The organism is Streptomyces sp. NPDC001970 (genome assembly GCF_053594115.1).
In genome coordinates, this window is sequence record NZ_JBSFDW010000021.1 from 97,059 (window position 1) to 118,427 (window position 21,369).

The 21,369-nt window shown below is 70.1% G+C and carries 13 protein-coding genes; 10 read left to right on the plus strand and 3 right to left on the minus strand.

Going from position 1 to position 21,369, the window contains the following annotated elements; genetic code table 11:
- The first annotated feature begins 50 nt into the window (after positions 1 to 50).
- From ACWCP0_RS24475 to ACWCP0_RS24500, 6 genes are all read left to right on the plus strand, one after another.
- A complete protein-coding gene (locus tag ACWCP0_RS24475; protein WP_451080932.1) occupies positions 51 to 1,646 on the plus strand; it encodes a DUF4192 domain-containing protein in 1,596 nt (531 codons plus the stop codon).
- Positions 1,647 to 2,161: 515 nt separating this feature from the next.
- Complete coding sequence (locus ACWCP0_RS24480) at positions 2,162 to 2,923, plus strand: NUDIX hydrolase (RefSeq protein ID WP_451080933.1); 762 nt, start codon at positions 2,162 to 2,164, stop codon at positions 2,921 to 2,923.
- 234 nt (positions 2,924 to 3,157) lie between these two features.
- Positions 3,158 to 5,035, plus strand: coding sequence for an ATP-binding cassette domain-containing protein (locus tag ACWCP0_RS24485; protein WP_451080934.1), 1,878 nt, complete (start codon positions 3,158 to 3,160; stop codon positions 5,033 to 5,035).
- 55 nt (positions 5,036 to 5,090) lie between these two features.
- A complete protein-coding gene (locus tag ACWCP0_RS24490) occupies positions 5,091 to 6,044 on the plus strand; it encodes a FadR/GntR family transcriptional regulator (protein ID WP_451080935.1) in 954 nt (317 codons plus the stop codon).
- Between the two features lie 448 nt (positions 6,045 to 6,492).
- Positions 6,493 to 8,067 carry an RNA polymerase sigma factor gene (locus ACWCP0_RS24495; RefSeq protein WP_451080936.1) on the plus strand — a complete coding sequence of 525 codons (1,575 nt, stop codon included), beginning with the start codon at positions 6,493 to 6,495 and terminating at the stop codon, positions 8,065 to 8,067.
- 208 nt (positions 8,068 to 8,275) lie between these two features.
- A complete protein-coding gene (locus ACWCP0_RS24500) occupies positions 8,276 to 9,106 on the plus strand; it encodes a S1 family serine peptidase (protein ID WP_451080937.1) in 831 nt (276 codons plus the stop codon).
- 160 nt (positions 9,107 to 9,266) lie between these two features.
- On the opposite strand, the gene ACWCP0_RS24505 is transcribed toward ACWCP0_RS24500, so the two are convergent.
- Entirely contained in the window at positions 9,267 to 9,497 is a 231-nt protein-coding gene (locus ACWCP0_RS24505) for a DUF7455 domain-containing protein (protein ID WP_451080938.1), read from the minus strand.
- Between the two features lie 449 nt (positions 9,498 to 9,946).
- On the opposite strand from ACWCP0_RS24505, the gene ACWCP0_RS24510 reads away from it, so the two are divergent.
- From ACWCP0_RS24510 to ACWCP0_RS24520, 3 genes are all read left to right on the plus strand, one after another.
- Complete coding sequence (locus ACWCP0_RS24510) at positions 9,947 to 12,064, plus strand: DNA gyrase/topoisomerase IV subunit B (RefSeq protein WP_451080939.1); 2,118 nt, start codon at positions 9,947 to 9,949, stop codon at positions 12,062 to 12,064.
- Between the two features lie 171 nt (positions 12,065 to 12,235).
- Entirely contained in the window at positions 12,236 to 12,760 is a 525-nt protein-coding gene (locus ACWCP0_RS24515; protein WP_451080940.1) for a DUF485 domain-containing protein, read from the plus strand.
- Complete coding sequence (locus tag ACWCP0_RS24520; protein ID WP_451080941.1) at positions 12,757 to 14,349, plus strand: solute symporter family protein; 1,593 nt, start codon at positions 12,757 to 12,759, stop codon at positions 14,347 to 14,349. The genes ACWCP0_RS24515 and ACWCP0_RS24520 overlap by 4 nt, the downstream gene beginning before the upstream one ends.
- 10 nt (positions 14,350 to 14,359) lie before the next feature.
- Here the strand turns inward: ACWCP0_RS24520 and ACWCP0_RS24525 are convergent, their stop codons facing one another.
- Entirely contained in the window at positions 14,360 to 15,046 is a 687-nt protein-coding gene (locus ACWCP0_RS24525; protein ID WP_451080981.1) for a DUF7342 family protein, read from the minus strand.
- Positions 15,047 to 15,087: 41 nt separating this feature from the next.
- On the minus strand, positions 15,088 to 16,764 hold the full coding sequence (locus tag ACWCP0_RS24530; RefSeq protein ID WP_451080942.1) for a sensor histidine kinase: 1,677 nt from the start codon (positions 16,762 to 16,764) through the stop codon (positions 15,088 to 15,090).
- Between the two features lie 303 nt (positions 16,765 to 17,067).
- Here ACWCP0_RS24530 and ACWCP0_RS24535 point away from each other — a divergent pair, with 303 nt between their 5' ends.
- Entirely contained in the window at positions 17,068 to 21,360 is a 4,293-nt protein-coding gene (locus ACWCP0_RS24535) for a discoidin domain-containing protein (RefSeq protein WP_451080943.1), read from the plus strand.
- The last annotated feature ends 9 nt before the right edge of the window (positions 21,361 to 21,369 follow it).

Genomic DNA, 21,369 nt, shown 5'->3' on the forward strand with positions numbered 1-21,369 from the left:
CGTTATCCACAGGGCTGGCGGGGATTTCTTGATCACGGGACCGTCGAGGCATGCGAAACAGCAACGAACCCAACGAGTCTCATGAATGCCACGAGTCCCACGGCCGAGCCGCTGAGTCCCACGGCCGGGCTGCGGAGTCCCATGGCCGGGCCGCTGAGTTTCAGGCCGGCGTGCCCCGCAACCTGCCCGCCGAGCCTCACAGGCCGGCCGGTGAGCCCCACGAGGGGGAAGGTGAGCCCCTCACTCGGGCCGGTGAGCCCGGCGGACGCGCCGACGAGCCGTCCATCACCCTGCGTGGACCGGCCGAGCTCGCCGATGCCCTGCCATATCTGATGGGTTTTCACCCGACCGATTCGGTGGTCATGGTCGCGCTCCACGGCCCGCGAGGTCGCTTCGGCGGGCGGCTCAGGATCGGTATTCCCGCCACTCAGCGGGAGTGGCTGCCGGTGGCCGAGCAGCTTGCGGAGTGCCTCGTCGAAGCCGGTGAGCGGCGTGGGGCCAGGCCGGACGGCATTGTCGTCTTCCTGTGCCAGGACCCAGGGGAGGGGGAGACGGGCCGCGTGGTGATGGAGCGGCTTCGGCCGCTTGCGCAGTGGCTGCGGACGGCCTGCGGATCGCTCGACGTGCCGGTGTACGAAGCACTGTGCATCTCCGACGGCCGCTTCTGGTCCTACTGCTGCCCGGATTCCCGGTGCTGTCCGGCGGAGGGGACGGCCATGGCGATGCAGGGCACTTCCGTGATGGCCGCGGCCGCCGCCTATGCCGGGATCCAGGTGAGGGGGTCGCTCCGGGACATGGAGGAACGTCTGGAGGCGCGGACGTCCCTTTCGGTCGAGCAGGAGCGCTCGCTGGACGACACGGCTTCCGCCCTGGTGCCCAGGATTCTGGATCAGGGAAGCCGGGAGCAGGTCGGTGAGGAGACGCTGCGGCTCGCCCGCCGGCTGATGGAGCGGCTGGGGGAGAAGGCCACTCTGGGGGTCGGATGGCCGGAAGCGGACGCGACGGACGACAGACTCCTCTCGCACGACGAGGCGGCCGCTGTCATCCTCGGCCTCCAGGACCGGGACACCCGGGACCGTGCCGCGGCCTGGATGGAGGGGCCTGAGGCGGACCGGGCACTGCGGCTCTGGCGGGCGCTGGCCCGGCGCTGCGTCAGGCGGTACGCGGAGTACGCGGCCGCACCGCTTGCCCTGGCCGGGTGGGTCGCCTGGTCGACGGGGGATGAGCCCGCTGCCCGGGTCGCACTCAGTCTCGCCCTGCGCGCCGACCCGGAGTACGTATTCGCGCGGCTGCTCCACCAGGCGTGCAACGACGGGCTGGATCCGGAGTCGCTACGTCGCTGCCTGCGCGGGGAGCGCGCATCGGAGGAGGTCACCGACCGAGCCGAAGCCGGGTCCGCGGTGGGGGCCGACTCGGGTGGCCGGACGGCGACGCCGTCGTCCCGGCCGCGCGCGGCGACGGGACGTCCGCTGGAAAAGGCCGTGAGGAAAAGGAAGATCCCGCAGCCCGGCCCTTCGGCGCCCGGGGCGGCCAACCCGGCCCGGCGCCGCCCCACCGCCCCGAGTTCGGGCACGACGGTCGGCAGGAACCGGGCGCGCACGATCGGTCAGGGCGGCGGGCGGCGCGATTCGGGAGATCAGCGATGACGGCCGTGACCCTTCCGGGTGCGGTGCCGTTCATATGTGTGGCGGTGTCGTTCGACCCGTGACGCCGTCCTCGCAGCGGCTGGCCTGAGCGCAACAGAAGGCAGCAGAATCCCCATGCCCCTCAGCGATCATCTTCCGTCCTCGGCCCAGGGTCAGCCATCCGCTTTGGCGCCTGCTGTGGGTCCGGCTCCAGGTACCCGCGCATTCACGCTCCGGTCCTCCGTGCCCGCCGCTACCTCCGGGCGGGCATTGCGTGCCACAGGGCCGCACCCGGAGCCGGGCCCTCGCACACGCCGGGCTTCGGGACGCCGGAGGGTCCATCTTCCGTACGGGTCGGCAGGCTCGGTCTCCGGGTGATCGACGAAGCCGCCGACGGACTTCAGTTGGGTGCGTGAAAGGGGAGCGTGAGGGGGATGGCCCCGACGATCGGCATGCGCAACGGAGTCCGTGAAGAAGTCGTTGTCACCGATCACGAAGGGAGTGTTTATCGTCAGGAAGACGACTATGATCGCGGCATGTCGCCCTACGACCCGTCGGCCTTCCCCCCCTTCGCCGTCACCGTCGACCTGGTCGTGCTCACCGTGCGTCGCCACGCGCTGTGCGCCCTGGTCGTACGCCGCGGGGAGCCGCCGTTCCAGGGTAGCTGGGCGCTGCCCGGGGGATTCGTACGGGCCGACGAGGATCTGGCGGCGGCAGCGGCACGAGAGCTCGTCGAGGAGACGGGGCTGTGTGTGCACGACCCCGGTTCGCCCGAGCCGGGCAACGGTGCCCATCTGGAGCAGCTCGCCACCTACGGCGACCCGAAGCGCGACCCACGTATGCGGGTGGTGAGCGTCGCCCACCTCGCGCTCTCCCCGGATCTGCCGTCGCCACGGCCGGGTGGCGACGCGAACAGTGCGCGCTGGGCGCCCGTCGAGACGCTGCTGAACCCGGAGAACGGCGGGCGCGAGGACGAGCCGCCCGCGGCGCTCGCCTTCGACCATGCGCAGATCCTGGCGGACGGCGTGGAGCGGGCCAGGTCCAAGATCGAGTACTCCTCCCTGGCAACGGCGTTCTGCCCGCCCGAGTTCACGGTGGGCGAGCTGAGGCGGGTGTACGAGGCGGTGTGGGGAGTGGCACTGGACCCGCGGAACTTCCACCGGAAGGTGACCGGGACGCCGGGCTTCCTGGTTCCGGCGGGCGGGACGACGACCCGCCAGGGCGGCCGACCCGCCCAGCTGTTCCGGGCCGGTGGAGCGACACTGCTCAACCCGCCCATGCTGCGGCCCGAGGTCTGAGTCCGCCGGATCGCCGTTCTGTCGTGGTCGGATCGGGGCCGGGCTGCGGCCCGACGTGCGCCGGCCGCGTCCGACGAGGTGGTGGGCCCGGGCCGTCGGCCCGTCGTCCTGCCTCCTCCACCCGGGTCAACTTGCCGGAGAAGTCGGAAATGTCGGGTTATCTTTCTGCGTACCTGCACGCGACCGCGTACCCGCCCTGCCCGCTGAGCGGTCTCACCTCCTGCGAGAGAAGCGATGCTCAAGGTCATCGGACTCACCAGCACCCCCGGCCGGGACGCCGCGCGCGCCGTGGACGACCTGACCTTCGAGGCGCTGCCTGGCACCGTCACCGCACTGCTGGGCGCGCCGGGCTCCGGCAAGACCGCGGCTCTGCGCCTGATGCTCGAACTCGAGGCGGGCCGCGGGCTCGCCTGCTTCCGGGGCCGCCCCCTGCACCGCATCGCCCGCCCCGAGCATGAGGTGGGGGCACTGCTCGGCGATGTGCCCGGGCATCCGGCCCGTACGGTGCGTGGCCAGCTCCGTATGCTCTGTGCCGCCGCCGGGGTGCCCGCATCACGCGCCGACGACATGCTGGAGGCCGTCGGGATCGGAGCTCTGCGCGACAGCAGGCTCGGCAGCCTCTCCCTCGGGATGGACCGCAGACTCGGCCTGGCCTGCGCCTTGTTGGGGGACCCGCACACACTGCTGCTCGACGATCCCGCCAAGGGGCTGTCCCTCGGAGAGAGCGGCTGGCTGTTCGGGCTGCTGCGGGCTCATGCGGCGCACGGTGGCACGGTGCTGTACACCACCGACGACCCCAAGGAGGCTGCCCGGACCGCCGATCGCGTCGTCACCCTCGACGGAGGCCGACTCGTCGCCGACCAGGACGTCGCCGAATTCGCCCGCACTCGGCTGCGGCCGCGCGTCGTGGTCGGGACCCCGCACGCCGCCCGGCTCGCCGCGATCGTCAGCCGCGAGGCCCGGGCCGCGCGACGCTCCGTCGAAGTGGTCACCGAACACGGCAACCGGCTGTCCGTCTTCGGCAGCAGCTGCGCCGAGATCGGCGAGACCGCCTACCGGCACGGCATTCTCGTCCATCAGCTCGCCGACGAGATCGGCGCCCCCGCCCCCACTCCGAGTCCCGCCCCCGCCCCGGCCCCGGACGCCCCCGTCATCCCCACCCACACCTCCACGTCCACGCCGCCACCTTCCGAGTCCGCACGCACCGGCACTGGCACCGGCACCGGCACTGGCACCGAGGCCGACGCCGACGCCGGGACGCCTCTGTCTCCGCTCCACCTCCGCCCGCCGCGCACGCCCCTGCAGCCCGTGCGCTACGAGCTCCGCCGTCTCATCGGCGTCCCGGCAACCCATCTGATCGGGGCGGCCGTTCTCGTCGTCTCGGCCGGCATCTCGGTCCTGCTCGCCCGCACCGGCGGCACCCCGCAGCCGAGCCTCCTCGCCGCCTGGCCGGAGCTCTTGCCGCTGCCGCCCGCCGCCCTCGGTGCCGGACTGCTCGGCGCCCTCTCCTTCGGCGACGAGTTCCGTTACCCCGCCCTCGCGTCCGGTTGCGGGACCGTGCCGCGCCGCCTCGGGCTGCTGCTCGCGAAGCTCGGGGTCACGGCGGTGGCAGCGCTCGTGCTCGGTTTTCTCGTCGCCGTAATCGACCTGCAGGTGCTCCGCCTCGCGTACGGAGGTGACTTGGCGTCCGTCCCCGAAAACTGGGACGCACTGTCGGCGAGTTGGTCCGGCCTGGTGGTGGGCTGTGCCTGGTCGGGGCTGCTCGCCGCAGGGATCTTCCGGTTCACCGCCGCGGGAGTGGCGGCCGTGCTCGCCGTACCGCTGATGGTCGTGCCGCTCGTGCAGAAGGCACTTGCGGGACCATCCGCGCGCTCGATCGCCGGATTCCCGGCCCGCTTGCGCGAGCTGGTCTGGCTGCAGTGGCCGTACGAGGTGGACCGCTGGCTGCTCGCAGGACTGCGCATGCTCACCCAACCTGTGGGTGCGGCACTGGCGTTGTCGCTGTCCGCGCTGCTCTGCGGATATCTGCTCACGGGTCCTCGCGGCAGGGCCCGTTGGTGGCAGAAACGGCGTCCGAAAGCAATGAGCGCCACGCAACTCCCCGGGGAATGACTGATTTCTCCTGATAAGTCGTCAATTGTGGAGTGGGCTGCGATCACCCTTTCGTGTGCTTTTCACCAAAGACCTCAAGGGGCGGGAGAGGCGCGCCGACAAAGGATGCGTGAGTACCCTTGCGCACACCATGATGACCGCCGCCCGCCCCGCCGACTCCGGCCTCGCCGGTCCGGGCGATCTCGACCGTTACCCCTACCCGGAGGTGCCCGGCGTCGACCGTGTGGACCGCGTCGGACCCTCGGCCTGGGACACCTCGGACGCCGACCTGGGCCGGGCGGCCGGCCGCCGCGCGGCGGGCAGCCGGGGCCGCGGACTCCACGGCCAACTCGTCCAGCAGCTCGGTCAGATGATCGTCTCCGGCGACCTCGGGGCCGACCGTCCGCTCGTACCCGAGGAGATCGGCCAGCGCTTCGAGGTCTCCCGGACCGTCGTCCGGGAATCGCTCCGCGTCCTCGAGGCCAAGGGCCTCGTCAGCGCCCGCCCGAACGTGGGCACCCGGGTGCGTCCCGTCAGCGACTGGAATCTGCTGGACCCCGACATCATCGAGTGGCGCGCCTTCGGCCCGCAGCGCGACGACCAGCGCCGCGAGCTCACCGAGCTCCGCTGGACGATCGAGCCCCTCGCCGCCCGTCTCGCCGCCGGACACGGCAGGGAGGACGTGCAGCAGCGCCTCGGCGACATGGTGGAGATCATGGGTCACGCGCTCACTCAGGGTGATGGGATCACCTTCGCGCGGGCCGACGCCGAGTTCCACTCCCTCCTGATCCAGGTCGCCGGCAACCGCATGCTGGAGCACCTGTCCGGAATCGTCGCCGCCGCTCTTCAGGTGTCGGGGGGGCCGGCCGTCGGGTGCGACCGGGCCTCCGAGGCGTCCCTGACGCACCACGCCCGCATCGTCGACGCCCTCGCCGCCGGCGACGCGAACGGTGCCGAGGCGGCCATGCGTCAACTTCTCACCGTTCATCCGGAGGTGGAGCGCGTCGTGCCCGCCCCGCGCGAGCACTGACCGCAGACACGGCAGGTGTTCCACGGCGTACCCATCGTGTGTCGCCGGACCCTGGGGTCCGGCGACACGATCATGGAAACGTTCCAGCGGAAGGCTGTGCGATACGCCGCGTGAGCGCCGTCAGAGGAGCGCCCCCCAGCGGGCGACGGCCCGGCAGTGACGCCCGGGCAGGCGATTGTCGAGGCGATTGGGGAGCGAACTTCCCATTTGTTCGTTTCGTCGCACATGAGGTGTGACTCGGGCCACGCGGATTGGGCGTAACACTCCTCGAAACAGTGCGATGACCTAAGAGGTGACAGCCGCGGAGGGAATACAGACGTCATTCATGGCGCTGTCCAGCTCTGAGGCTCAGCCCGCGCCGTCGGTACATCCCCAACCGGCGGTCGTCGGCTCCGGCCCGATCATGGGCGGGGCCGGAAGCCGTTTCCATCGTTCCGAGAGGTTGTTCGTGTCGGCCAGCACATCCCGTACGCTCCCGCCGGAGATCGCCGAGTCCGAGTCTGTGATGGCGCTCATTGAGCGGGGAAAGGCTGATGGGCAGATTGCCGGCGATGACGTGCGTCGGGCCTTCGAGGCTGACCAAATTCCGCCAACCCAGTGGAAGAATGTTCTGCGCAGCCTCAACCAGATCCTCGAGGAAGAGGGTGTGACGCTGATGGTCAGTGCCGCGGAGTCGCCCAAGCGCACCCGCAAGAGCGTCGCAGCTAAGAGCCCGGCAAAGCGCACCGCCACCAAGACCGTCGCGGCGAAGACGGCCACGGCGAAGACCGTCGCGGCAGCCACCGCCGCACCGGCGGCCACGACCGAAGACATCGCGGCAGCCACGGCCGACGAGACCGGGGCGCCCGAGAAGAAGGTGGCCGCGAAGAAGACCGCGGCCAAGAAGACTGCGGCGACCAAGAAGACGGCCGCCAAGAAGACGACGGCCGCGAAGAAGACCACGGCTGCCGCCAAGAAGGACAGCGACGAGCTGCTCGAGGGCGAGGACGTGATCGAGGAGGCGCAGCCCGGCAAGGGCGGTGCCGACGAGCCCGAGGGCGCCGAGAGTGCGGGCTTCGTCCTCTCCGACGAGGACGAGGACGACGCTCCTGCGCAGCAGGTCGCCGCGGCCGGTGCCACCGCCGACCCGGTCAAGGACTACCTCAAGCAGATCGGCAAGGTCCCCCTGCTCAACGCCGAGCAGGAGGTCGAGCTGGCCAAGCGCATCGAGGCGGGTCTGTTCGCCGAGGACAAGCTGGCGAACTCCGACAAGCTCGCCCCGAAGCTCAAGCGCGAGCTGGAGATCATCGCCGAGGACGGGCGCCGCGCCAAGAACCACCTGCTCGAGGCCAACCTCCGACTGGTCGTCTCGCTCGCCAAGCGCTACACGGGCCGCGGCATGCTCTTCCTGGACCTGATCCAGGAGGGCAACCTCGGTCTGATCCGCGCCGTCGAGAAGTTCGACTACACCAAGGGCTACAAGTTCTCCACGTACGCCACCTGGTGGATCCGTCAGGCGATCACCCGCGCCATGGCCGACCAGGCCCGCACCATCCGTATCCCGGTGCACATGGTCGAGGTCATCAACAAGCTCGCGCGTGTGCAGCGCCAGATGCTCCAGGATCTGGGCCGCGAGCCCACCCCGGAGGAGCTGGCCAAGGAGCTCGACATGACCCCCGAGAAGGTCATCGAGGTCCAGAAGTACGGTCGCGAGCCGATCTCCCTCCACACCCCCCTGGGTGAGGACGGCGACAGCGAGTTCGGTGACCTGATCGAGGACTCCGAGGCGGTCGTTCCGGCCGACGCGGTCAGCTTCACGCTTCTCCAGGAGCAGCTGCACTCGGTGCTCGACACCCTGTCGGAGCGTGAGGCGGGCGTGGTCTCCATGCGCTTCGGCCTCACCGACGGTCAGCCGAAGACGCTGGACGAGATCGGCAAGGTCTACGGCGTGACGCGTGAGCGGATCCGCCAGATCGAGTCCAAGACGATGTCGAAGCTGCGCCACCCGTCCCGTTCGCAGGTGCTGCGGGACTACCTCGACTGAGTCCGTGGCACTGCACAGGACAGTTGCGTGACCGAGGGCCCGGTTCCCGAGAGGGAGCCGGGCCCTCGGCGTTGTGCAGGGGGCACGGGCGGCCGGCGTCGGCTGCCGGGTTCGGCTGTCGGGTCCTGTCGGCGTGCACCGGGTGCGGTCCGACGTGGGCTGACTGACTCTGAGTGGATGGAGTTCACCGGAGAGTCAGGAGATCGGTATGAGTCGCCCCATCGTCCGAGCACTGGCAGGACCCATAGCTCTGGCGGCTGCAGCGGTCCTGGTGCCACTCGCCCACCCGGCTCCGGCGTCCGCCGACAGTGTGATCATCGGCGGTCGTCCGGCGCGGTCCGTGGACAGCCCGTGGGTCGTCGCCCTGTCGAGCCGTGACCGGTTCGGAGGTATGCGGGCCGGGCAGTTCTGCGGCGGGGTCCTCGTGGCGCCGACGAAGGTGCTCACGGCGGCTCACTGCCTCAGTCGCGAGGTGCTGGGGATGCCGGTGGAGCAGATCCCCGATCTGCGCGTCATCGCGGGCCGGGAGGAGTTGCTCGGCGCGGGCGGCCAGGAGGTTCCCGTACAGGAGGCGCGGATCGCGCCCGCGTACGACCCGCACACGAACACCACGGATCTGGCCGTTCTGACGCTCGCGAAAGCCCTCCCCGCAAGCCAGGTGATCGGGACTGCGCGTGACGGGGACCCGGCGTACCAGGTGGGCACCGCCGCCGAGGTCTACGGATGGGGCGATACGACCGGGGTCGGCACCTACGCCCATGCGCTGCGCGCCGCGCCGGTGCGGGTGCTGCCGGACGAGACGTGCGCGCAGGCCTACCCGGGTGGCGCGGGCGGTCGCTACGAATCGTCGACGATGCTCTGCGCGGGAGACGAGCGAGGCGGGCACGACGCGTGCCAGGGGGACAGCGGAGGGCCGCTGGTGGCGGGCGGCCGACTGATCGGGCTGGTCTCCTGGGGCAGCGGATGCGGCCGAGCGGACAGCCCCGGGGTGTACACGCGGATCTCGGCAGCGCTGCGTTCGGCGGCCGATCTGCTGTGACGGCGGGGCAGTTGATCAGCTTTTGCGCCAATTGCCCATGCGCGCATGGTGACTGCGCGAATGCGCTGGGTCATGAGAATGGGCGGCCGCCCCTACGAGAGGGGCGGCCGCCCATCGGCCGGTCCGGGACCGGCCCTTGGCTCGTCGTCGGACGCGAGAGTCAGCGGTCGTCGTCTCCGGCGGCTGCCGGTACGGCGGTCAGCCGGTCCGTCTCGTCCTGTATCTCGGCGGCGATCTTCTTGAGTTCCGGCTCGAACTTGCGCCCGTGGTGGGCACAGAAGAGCAGCTCACCGCCGCTTGTCAGGACGACGCGCACGTACGCCTGGGCGCCGCAGCGGTCGCAGCGGTCAGCGGCCGTCATTGGGCTCGCGGGGGTCAGAACAGTAGTCACGTCGCCTCTTCTCTAGCTCGACGAGCTGTCGTACCAGGGTCAACATCCAACCAGGCCGAAAACGTTCCCGCTCGGGCCTTTTCCCTGAAACTTCTTCGTCCAGGTGGCTGTCTGCTGCCGGTTGGCGGCGAATGTGCCGTATCGCTGCTTCGCTCTACGGTTTTCGCTTGGCTTGCTGGGCTTGCTTGTCTCGTTCGCCCTCCCGGCTGGGGTGCCGGTTGTTCATGAGGACGTGCCCGGAGCCTAAATGGTTCATGCCTGGAAGGGAACGTGATGTGCACGTCACTCCAACGAGGGATCGAACGTACATGCGAGTCTGGACTAACATGACGAATCACGAGGGTGGCGTTACATCGGCTCTACCAGGCCTCGGTACCCTCTGACCGGCGACCGACGCCGGGCCTTTACCCCACAGGGGCCAGATCCAAATTCAGCGAGGAGCGAACCGCGTGACCGCCGAAACGTCCGTGCCGTCCAGTGCGCTGCTGACCGCAGACCGTGACGGTTCCAACTACACCGCGCGGCACTTGCTGGTTCTCGAAGGGCTCGAGGCGGTCCGCAAGCGGCCCGGCATGTACATCGGGTCGACCGACAGCCGCGGCCTGATGCACTGCCTCTGGGAGATCATCGACAATTCCGTGGACGAGGCCCTCGGGGGCTACTGCGACCACATCGATGTGATTCTCCACGACGACGGCTCCGTCGAGGTCCGGGACAACGGCCGGGGCATCCCCGTCGACGTCGAGCCCAAGACCGGCCTGTCCGGTATCGAGGTCGTCATGACCAAGCTGCACGCCGGCGGAAAGTTCGGCGGCGGCTCGTACGCGGCCTCCGGCGGTCTGCACGGCGTGGGCGCCTCCGTCGTCAACGCCCTCTCGGCCCGCCTCGACGTCGAGGTCGACCGGAACAGTGCGACCCACTCGATCAGCTTCCGCCGCGGTGTCCCCGGCATCTTCACCGAGTCCGGACCCGACGCGCCCTTCGACCCGGCCAACGGGCTGATCAAGGGCAAGCGGGTGCCCAGGACCCGCACCGGCACCCGCGTGCGCTACTGGGCGGACCGCCAGATCTTCCTCAAGGACGCCAAGCTCACCCTGGAGACGCTCCACCAGCGCGCCCGCCAGACCGCCTTCCTGGTCCCCGGCCTCACGATCGTCGTCCGCGACGAGCGCGATCTCGAGGGCGAGGGCAAGTCGGAGGAGATCTTCCGCTTCGACGGCGGCATCAGCGAGTTCTGCGAGTACCTCGCCCAGGACAAGGCCGTCTGCGACGTCCAGCGCCTCACCGGCCACGGCACCTTCAAGGAGACGGTGCCGGTCCTCGACGACCGCGGTCACATGACGCCGACCGAGGTCACGCGCGATCTCGCCGTCGACATCGCGCTGCGCTGGGGCACCGGCTACGACACGACGGTCAAGTCGTTCGTGAACATCATCGCGACGCCCAAGGGCGGCACCCACGTCACCGGCTTCGACCGGTCCCTCACGAAGACGGTCAACGAGGTGCTCCGCTCCATGAAGCTGCTGCGCGTCGCCGAGGACGACGTCGTCAAGGACGACGCGCTCGAGGGCCTCACTGCCGTCGTGACCGTACGACTCGCCGAGCCGCAGTTCGAGGGCCAGACCAAGGAGGTCCTCGGCACCTCCGCGGCCAACCGGATCGTCGCCAACGTCGTCGCCAAGGAGCTGAAGGCCTTCCTGACGTCGACCAAGCGGGACGCGAAGGCGCAGGCCAGGGCCGTCCTGGAGAAGGTTGTCGCCGCGGCCCGTACGCGCATCGCGGCACGCCAGCACAAGGAGGCGCAGCGCCGGAAGACGGCCCTCGAGACCTCGTCCCTGCCGGCCAAGCTCGCCGACTGCCGCAGCGACGACGTCGAGCGCAGCGAACTCTTCATCGTCGAGGGGGACTCCGCGCTCGGTACGGCCAAGCTCGCCCGGAACTCGGAGTTCCAGGCGCTGCTGCCGATCCGCGGCAAGATCCTCAACGTCCAGAAGTCGTCCGTCTCCGACATGCTCAAGAACGCCGAGTGCGGAGCGATCATCCAGGTCATAGGAGCGGGCTCCGGCCGCACCTTCGACATCGACGCCGCGCGGTACGGCAAGATCGTGCTCCTCGTCGACGCCGACGTCGACGGCGCACACATCCGCTGTCTGCTGCTCACGCTCTTCCAGCGCTACATGCGACCCATGGTCGAGGCCGGCCGGGTCTTCGCCGCCGTGCCGCCGCTGCACCGGATCGAGCTCGTCCAGCCCAAGAAGGGCCAGGACAAGTACGTGTACACGTACTCGGACAGCGAACTGCGCGCGACGCTGCTGGAGTTCCAGCGCAAGGGTGTCCGCTTCAAGGACTCCATCCAGCGCTACAAGGGCCTCGGCGAGATGGACGCGGACCAGCTGGCGGAGACCACGATGGACCCGCGCCACCGCACGCTGCGCCGGATCAACATCGGCGATCTGGAGGCCGCCGAGCAGGTCTTCGATCTCCTGATGGGCAATGAGGTCGCCCCGCGCAGGGAGTTCATCACCAGCTCCGCCGCGACCCTGGACCGCTCGCGCATCGACGCCTGACAGCTCCTGACGACTGCTGACGACTCCGCCCCGCGGCCACCGCGGGGCGGAGTTCTCGTTTTCCGTCACCTGATGGGGTGAAGAAAAGGAGAGAAGAGTCCTGGATCTCCCCGTTCTGTCCATCCTTGAGCACGCGGCCGAAACGGGTCCGCCGACAAGGAGAGCAAGAGCGTGGAGAAGCAGGAAGGCCGGGACGCCGGAGCTGTGCGGCTCGACGACCCGTGGTACGACGCGCTGGCCTCCGGCTGGGGCGAACTGGACGGGACGGGCGCGCCCGGGCCCGCGGCGCCCCCGGGGGCCGCCGCAGGGACCGCAGGTCCCGAGCCCCGGCACAGCGCGACGGACATCTACCAGGAGGTCCAGCGCAGTGCGGCCTTCCAGGAAGTCCGCAGCCGCTACCGGCGATTCGTCGTCCCCGCCACCATCGCCTTCTTCGTCTGGTACGTGGCGTACGTCGTGGCCGCCACCGCCGCACCGGGGCTGATGGCCAGGCCCGTGACCGGCGCGGTCAACGTGGCCATGGTGGCGGGGCTCGGGCAGTTCCTCAGCACCTTCCTGCTCACGTGGGCGTACGCCCGGCACGCCCGGCTGCGCAGAGACCGCGCCGCGCTCGATCTGAGGTGGACGGTCTACGACCAGACACGCACGAAGGAGCCGGCCAGGGACGCGGAGACGACGCGGGGGAACGAGAGTTGACCGGCGACCACCAGACCCTCGCGCTGCTGCTCTTCAGCGCCTTCATCGCGGTCACCCTGGCCATCACCACCTGGGTCGGCCGCAACCGGCACGGCTCGGCGGAGGAGTTCTACGCCGGCGGACGGTTGTTCTCGCCCATGGAGAACGGGTTCGCCATCGCGGGCGACTACATGTCGGCGGCCTCCTTCCTCGGCATTTCCGGGCTCATCGCGCTCTACGGCTACGACGGAATGCTCTACTCCGTGGGCTTCCTCGTGGCATGGCTGGTCGTTCTGCTCCTCGTTGCCGAACTCGTCCGCAACTGCGGCCGGTTCACGCTCGCCGACGTCGTCGCCGCGCGGATGAGCGAGCGGCCGGTCCGCATCGCGGCGGGAACTTCCTCGGTCACCGTGTCCGTTCTCTATCTGCTGGCACAGATGGTGGGGGCAGGCAGCCTGGTCGCGCTGCTCCTGGGCGGGACGAGCGAAGCCGCGCGCTCATGGACCGTCATCGGTGTCGGCGCCCTGATGGTGATCTATGTGTCGTTGGGAGGGATGCGAGCCACCACGTGGATCCAGATCGTCAAGGCCGTGCTGCTGATGGCGGGCGCGATCGCGCTCACCGTGCTCGTCCTTGCACGCTTTCACGGCAACGTCAACGAGCTGCTCAACTCCGCCGCCGAACAGAGCGGCCACGGCAAGGACTTCCTCTCGCCGGGTCTGCGCTACGGCGGTGACTGGACCGCGCGCCTCGACTTCATCAGCCTCGGGCTCGCGCTGGTGCTCGGCACCGCCGGCCTGCCGCACATCCTGTCCCGCTTCTACACCGTGCCGACCGCCCGGGCCGCCCGCCGCTCGGTCGTCTGGTCCATCGGTCTCATCGGCAGCTTCTACCTGATGACGATCGTGCTCGGCTTCGGCGCCGCGGCCATTCTCGGCACGGACGAGGTGCGTGCGTCGAACGCCGCGGGGAACACGGCGGTCCCGCTGCTCGCCCTCGACCTCGGCGGGGGAGCGGGCTCCACCGGAGGCACGGTGCTGTTCGCGGTCGTGGCGGCGGTGGCCTTCGCGACGATCCTGGCCGTCGTCGCGGGGATCACGCTCGCCTCGTCGGCCTCGGTCGCCCACGATCTGTACGTCTCGCTGAAGCGCCGCCACGCGAAGCAGCACAGCGAGGTCGCCGTGGCACGCGTCGCAGCGGTCGGCATCGGCGCGGTCGCGATCGCGCTCGCCCTGCTCGCCCGCGATCTGAACGTGGCCTTCCTCGTAGGCCTGGCCTTCGCGGTCGCCGCCTCGGCCAACCTTCCGGTGCTGCTCTACTCGCTCTTCTGGCGCGGTTTCACGACACGTGGCGCGGTGTGGTCGGTGTACGGCGGGCTGATCCCCGCAGTGCTGCTGGTGCTGCTCTCGCCGGTGGTGTCGGGCAGCCCCGATTCCCTCTTCCCCGGGGTGGACTTCCATGTCTTCCCGCTGCAGAACCCGGGACTGGTCTCCATCCCGCTGGGCTTCCTGGCCGGCTGGATCGGCACGGTCACCTCCTCCGAGGAGCCGGACGAGGCGAAGCACGCCGAGACCGAGGTGCGGGCGCTGACGGGGGCGGGCGCGGTGTGAGCCGTGGGCGTCACCGCCCCGGAGCGGCCGCCGCCCATGTGTACCTGTGCTCAGGGCGCCCGGTCTCGCCGTATCTCAGCGACAACCGCACCCGGCCCGAGCGTTCCAGGAGCTTCAGATAGCGCTGGGCGGTCTGGCGGCTCACGCCGGCCCGTTCGGCGATCTCCTGGGTGGACAGTGCGGTGTCGGCCGCCTGGAGGACCTTGCGGACCAGTTCGGCCGTGGTCGGCGAGTGGCCCTTGGGGAGGTCGGGGGCGCTCGTGGCGGAGAGGGCACCGAAGATGCGGTCCACCTCGGCCTGTTCGGCCTCCCCGCCGCCCGCCAGGGTCCTGCGGAGCTCGGCGTAGGCCTCGAGCTTGGTGCGCAGGCCCGCGAAGGTGAACGGCTTCACCAGATACTGGAGCGCGCCGTGCCGCATCGCCGCCTGGACGGTGGCGACGTCACGGGCGGCCGTCACCATGATCACGTCGGTGTGGTGACCCTGGCGTCGCAGCTCCCGGACCACCGAGAGCCCGTTCTCGTCGGGCAGATAGTGGTCCAGCAGGATCAGATCCACGGGCAGCTCGGCGACCCGGGCGAGCGCCTCCGTGGCCGTGTGGGCCCGGGCGACGACCCGGAAGCCCGGCACCTTCGCCACATACGCGGCGTTGATCTCCGCGACCCGGACATCGTCGTCCACGACCAGGACGTTGATCAGTGGCTCGGGTCGTGCCTCGGGTCGTGCGTCGGGCAGCGCGGTCATCGTGTCTCTCCCACGGTCGCGAGCCCCGGCTCCAGCCCCGGCTCGGCCAGCGCCTCGGGAAGTACGACGGTGAACTCGGCACCGCCGCCCATGGCCGCACCCGCCTCGGCCACCCGGGCGCTGCCGCCCTGCCGCTCCGCGAAACGCCGGACCAGGGCCAGCCCGAGGCCCCGCTTTCCGTGTGCGGGGAGCTCCTTCGTGGACCAGCCCTCGGTGAAGATCAGTTCGCGCTGCTCGGCCGGGACGCCGGGCCCGCTGTCGGAGACCCTCAGGACGACCGTACGCCCCTCGCCGCGCAGCTCGATCTCGATGCGCGGATCGTCGGAGCCGGCGGCCGCGTCCAGCGCGTTGTCGACGAGATTGCCCACGACCGTGACGAGCCCGCGCGGGTCGACCAGCCCGTCGGGCAGCAGCGTCCCGGGCGCGATCCGCAGCGAGACGCCGCGCTCCGCCGCGACCGTCGCCTTGCCGACCAGCAGCGAGGCCAGCAGCGGATCGTGGATCTTCTCGGTGACCTGCTCCGCGGTGGCCCGGTGCACTCCGACGACCTCGGTCACGAAATCGACGGCCTCCTCGTGCATCTCCAGCTCCAGCAGCCCGAGCAGCGTGTGCATACGGTTCGCGTGCTCATGGTCCTGGGCGCGGAGCGCGTCGATCAGCCCGCGCGTCGAGTCCAGCTCACGGCCGAGCTGCTCCAGCTCGGTACGGTCGCGGAGCGTGGCAACGGCGCCGCCGTCGTCCGTGGGCATCCGGTTGGCGATCAGTACGCGGTGGCCGCGTACGGTCACGAGGTCCTCGCCGGTGACCCGGCCGGCCAGCACATCCGTCGTGCGGCCTGTGCCGAGCACCTCGTCGAGCGGCTGCCCCGTCGCCTCCGGCCCGAGGCCGAGGAGACGCTGCGCCTCGTCGTTCATCAGCCGGATCCGGCCGGCCCCGTCGAGGGCGACGACGCCCTCGCGGATGCCGTGCAGCATCGCCTCGCGCTCGGCGAGCAGGGCCGAGATGTCGGAGAAGGCCAGGTCGTGGGTCTGCCGCTGGAGCCGCCTGGAGATCATGTACGCGGCGAGGGCACCGACGGCCAGGGCGCCGCCGGCGTAGGCGAGCAGCCCGGGGATCGCGGCGAGGAGGCGGTCGCGGACGTTGTCGTACTCGATCCCCACCGAGACCGCACCGACGATCCGGCCCCGGTCGTCGCGGAGCGGGACCTTGCCGCGGGCGGAGCGGCCGAGTGTGCCGTTGTCGATCTCCATGACGTGCCTGCCCGCGAGCGGCCGGCTGGGGTCGGTGGAGACGACCCTTCCGATCTGCCCGGGGTCGGTGTGCGACCAGCGCACGCCGTTGGTGTCCATGACCACGACGTACTCGGCGCCAGCGGTCCGGCGGATGCGCTCCGCCTCCCGCTGCACCGGGCCGCGGACGGACGGCTGCGAGCCGAGGAGGTCCTCGGCGACCCGTGGCGAGGCGGTCGTCTCGGCGATCGCCAGGGCACGCCGCATCGCCTGGTCGTCGAGCTGGTCGCTCAGCGGGGCCAGGAAAAGGCCGGTGGCCAGCACGGTGACGCCGGTGGCGATGGCCAGCTGCATCAGCAGGACCTGTGCGAAGACCCGCCGCGGCCAGCCGAACCACCGCCGTCTCGCGGGTGCGCCTGCGGGGCCGGTCGGTGCGGGGCTCATACATATGCACGGTAAAGGGCCGGGACACGCTTGGGGAAATCCCTTCGCATCACTCTCCGCAATTCACGCAAGCGGCTTGCGTGAATTGCAAGCGGGATGTCGTGTCTCGTATGAGGCCGTAGAAAGCCGCTGGTACGCGATGTGCCGGCCTCGCGGCCGCTGCGCTCACGCTTCACACGGGCCACGGAAGGTGGCCCGGAGCTGTGGACACCTTGGCATATCTCTGCAACTCTCCAACCTCAGACCGCAAATAGCTCAGTTTCTCCATGCATAAATGCATGTCGACCCAGGGATCGGGGACCGATGAGAAACCCATGCTCGAGATGGCGGGCACTGACCGCCATGATCGCCGCCAGTCTGATACTGCTCGGCCTGCCGCTGACGGGAGCCTCCGCGGCCGGGGGGCCCAATGTCGCCGCCGGGCGCCCCACGGCTGCCAGCAGCGCACACAGCGAGTACGGAGCCGCCCACATCACCGACGGAAACCCGGCCACCTACTGGCAGAGCGCCGGGACCGCCCTGCCGCAGTGGGTCCAGGCCGACCTGGGCACGGCCACCCGTATCGACCAGGTCGTGCTCCGCCTCCCCGCAGCGTGGGAGAGCCGCAGCCAGACCCTGTCGGTGCAGGGCAGCGCCGACGGCACCGCCTTCGCCACCCTCAAGACCTCGGCGGCGTTCACCTTCGCGCCGGGCGACGGGAACGCGGTGACCGTCACCTTCCCCGCCACCGAGACCCGGTACGTACGCATCCACATCACCGCCAACACCGGCTGGCAGGCCGCTCAGCTGTCCGAGCTCGAGGTGTACGCGGCCGGCACGTCCTCCGGGAATCTCGCCCTCGGCAAGACCCTCACCGCGGGCAGCCACGTCCAGACGTACGTCGCGGCCAACGCCAACGACGGCAACAAGGCGACCTACTGGGAGAGCGAGAACAACGCGCTGCCCCAGTGGATCAGGGCAGACCTCGGCGCCTCCGTCCGCATCGACCGTGCGGTGCTCAGGCTCCCCGACGGCTGGGGGACCAGGACCCAGACGCTGAAGCTCCAGAGCAGCGCGAACGGCACGGACTTCACCGACCTCACGGCCGCCCAGGGATACGAGTTCGGCGCGGCCGGCGGCCACTCGGTGACGATCTCCTTCGGCGCCGTCACCACCCGCTATCTGCGGGTCCTCTTCACCGCCAACACCGTGCAGCCCGCGGGGCAACTGTCCGAGCTGGAGCTCTACGGCCCGGCCGGCGGCGACACCGAGGCACCGGCCGCGCCCGGGAACCTCGCCTACACCGAACCCGCCACCGGTCAGATCAGGCTCACCTGGGACGCCGCCACCGACAACGTCGCTGTCACCGGCTACGACATCTACGCCGACAACGAACTGCGCACCAGCGTCGCCGGCAACGTGACCACGTACACGGACACCCAGCCGGCGAGCGCGACCGTCTCGTACTACGTACGCGCCAAGGACGCGGCCGGGAACCAGTCGACGAACAGCAACTCCGTGACCCGGACCGGTGACACCGGCGACACCCAGGCGCCCACCACGCCCGCGAACCTGACCTTCACCGAGCCGGCCGCCGGCCAGATCAGGCTGGCCTGGGGCGCCTCCACGGACAACGTCGGCGTCACCGGCTACGACATCTACGCCAACAACTCCCTGCGCGCGAGCGTGGCCGGCACGGTGACCACGTACACCGACAGCCAGCCCACGACCGCCACGGTGACCTACTACGTGCGCGCGAAGGACGCGGCCGGGAACCGGTCGGGCGACAGCAACTCCGTGACCCGCAACGGCAGCGGCGGCACCGGCTCCAACCTCGCCGTGGGGAAGCCGGTCACGGCCTCGGGTCACGTGCACACGTTCGTCGCCGAGAACGCCAACGACAACAGCGCCGGCACCTACTGGGAGGGCGCGCCCGGCAGCTATCCGAACACCCTCACCGTCAAGCTCGGCGCCAACGCCGACCTCAGCACCGTCAAGCTGCTGCTCAACCCCGACAGCGCCTGGGGCACCCGGACCCAGAACATCCAGGTCCTCGGCCGGGAGCAGAACGAGACCGGCTACAGCAGTCTGGTGCAGGCGAAGGACTACACCTTCGACCCGGCGAGCGGGAACACGGTGGCCATCGACGTCTCCGCGCGCGTCGCCGACGTCCAGCTGAAGGTCACCTCCAACACCGGAGCCCCCGCCGGACAGATCGCGGAGTTCCAGGTGATCGGCGTCCCGGCGCCGAACCCCGACCTCCAGGTCACCGCGCTGACCGCCGCACCCGCCGCACCGGTCGAGTCGGACCCGGTCACCCTGACCGCGACCGTGCGCAACGCCGGCCCGGCGCCCTCCGGGGCCACGGCCGTGGCCTTCCGGCTCGGTGGATCCAAGGTCGCCACGGCGTCGGTCGCCGCTCTCGCCGCCGGTGCGTCCACCACGGTAAGCGCCGGGATCGGGGCGCGAGACGCGGGCAGCTACCCGCTGAGCGCGGTGGTCGACGAGGCGAACACGGTCATCGAGCAGAACGAGACCAACAACTCCTTCGCCGCAGCTGCTCCGCTGGTCGTCAAGCCGGTCGACAGCTCCGACCTGGTCGCCGCCGCGGTGAACTGGTCCCCGAGCGCCCCGGCCGGCGGTGACACCGTCAGCTTCTCCGTCGCGGTCAGGAACCAGGGCACGGTGGCGTCCGCGGGCGGCAGCCACGGCATCACGCTGACCGTGACCAACGCGGCGGGCGCGACCGTGAAGACCCTGACAGGCGCCCACACGGGAACCATCGCCCCGGGAGCCACCGCGTCCCCGGTGAACCTCGGTACCTGGGCGGCCGCCGACGGCAAGTACACCGTCAAGGTCGTGATCGCGGACGACGCCAACGAACTGCCGGTGAAGCGCGCGAACAACACCAGCACCAAGCCGCTCTTCGTCGGGCGCGGGGCGAACATGCCCTACGACATGTACGAGGCGGAGGACGGTGTCGCGGGCGGCGGCGCCCGGGTCATCGGACCGAACCGGACCATCGGCGATCTCGCGGGCGAGGCGTCGGGACGCAGGGCCGTCACCCTCGACAACACCGGCAACTACGTCGAGTTCACGACCAGGGCCGCCACCAACACCCTGGTCACCCGCTTCTCCATCCCCGACGCGCCCGGCGGCGGGGGGATCACCTCCACCCTCAACATCTACGTCGACGGGACCTTCCGCAAGAGCATCGACCTCACCTCCAAGTACATGTGGCAGTACGGCGCCGAGGCGAGCCCGGGCAACTCGCCGGGCGCGGGGGCACCTCGCCACATCTACGACGAGGCGAACGTGATGCTGGGCGAGACCGTCCCCGCCGGCAGCAGGATCAGGCTGCAGAAGGACGCCGCGAACCCGCACATGTACGCGATCGACTTCATCAACCTGGAGCAGGTCACGGCTGCGCCGAACCCGGACCCGGCGGCGTACACCGTCCCGGCCGGAACCAGCCACCAGGACGTGCAGAACGCCCTGGACAAGGTACGGATGGACACGACGGGCACGCTCGTCGGCGTGTACCTGCCACCGGGCACGTACCAGACGTCCAACAAGTTCCAGGTGTACGGAAAGCCGGTCGAGGTCGTCGGTGCGGGCCCGTGGTTCAGCCGCTTCGCGACCCCGGCCGACCAGGAGAACACGGACGCCGGATTCGACGTCCAGGCGACCGCGAACGGCTCGTCGTTCTCCGGATTCGCCTTCTTCGGCAACTACACGGCACGCAACGACGGCCCGGGGAAGGTCTTCAACTGGAGCAAGGTCTCGGACATGACCGTCGACAACGTCTGGGTCGAGCACATGATGTGCCTCTACTGGGGCACGGACACGGACCGCATCACCATCAAGAACTCGCGGATCCGCGACATGTACGCCGACGGCCTCAACTTCACCAACGGCAGCAGCGACAACCTGGTCAGCAACGTCGAGGCCCGTACGACCGGGGACGACGCCTTCGCGCTCTTCCCGGCCGTGGACATCGTCAACGCGAACCAGACCGGCAACGTGTACGAGAACATCACCTCGCTGCTGACCTGGCGGGCGGCCGGTATCGCCGTCTACGGCGGCAGCGACAACACCGTGCGCAACGCCTACGTCGCGGACACGCTCACGTACTCCGGGCTCACCATCGCCACGCTGCAGTTCGGCTCCATCCCGGCGCTGGGCTTCGGCACCACCCCGTCGAGGTTCGAGAACATCACCCTGGAGCGGACCGGCGGCCACTTCTGGGGCAACCAGACCTTCCCGGCGCTGTGGATGTACTCGGCGGAGTACGACTTCCAGGGCATCCGGATCACCGGCCTGGACATCACCGATCCGACCTATTCCGGGATCATGTTCCAGACGAAGTACAACGGCAGCCAGCCGCTGAAGCCGATCAGGGACAGCATCCTGACCGACGTGTCCGTCAGCGGGGCGAGAAAGAGCGGTGACGCCTTCGACGCCAAGTCCGGCTTCGGGCTCTGGGTGAACGAGATGCCGGAGGCCGGCCAGGGACCCGCGGTCGGCGAGGTCACCTTCAGCGGGCTGAGCTTCGGCGACAACGCCCAGGACATCAGGAACACCACCTCCACCTTCAAGATCAACATCACCCCCTAGGGGGACGTC

Bases quoted from the DNA above. Each gene is read 5' to 3' on its own strand.
- ACWCP0_RS24535 (WP_451080943.1), top strand. From the start codon at position 17,068: ATGAGAAACCCATGCTCGAGATGGCGGGCACTGACCGCCATGATCGCC.
- ACWCP0_RS24530 (WP_451080942.1), bottom strand. From the start codon at position 16,764: ATGAGCCCCGCACCGACCGGCCCCGCAGGCGCACCCGCGAGACGGCGG.
- ACWCP0_RS24485 (WP_451080934.1), top strand. From the start codon at position 3,158: ATGCTCAAGGTCATCGGACTCACCAGCACCCCCGGCCGGGACGCCGCG.
- ACWCP0_RS24475 (WP_451080932.1), top strand. From the start codon at position 51: ATGCGAAACAGCAACGAACCCAACGAGTCTCATGAATGCCACGAGTCC.
- ACWCP0_RS24480 (WP_451080933.1), top strand. From the start codon at position 2,162: ATGTCGCCCTACGACCCGTCGGCCTTCCCCCCCTTCGCCGTCACCGTC.
- ACWCP0_RS24500 (WP_451080937.1), top strand. From the start codon at position 8,276: ATGAGTCGCCCCATCGTCCGAGCACTGGCAGGACCCATAGCTCTGGCG.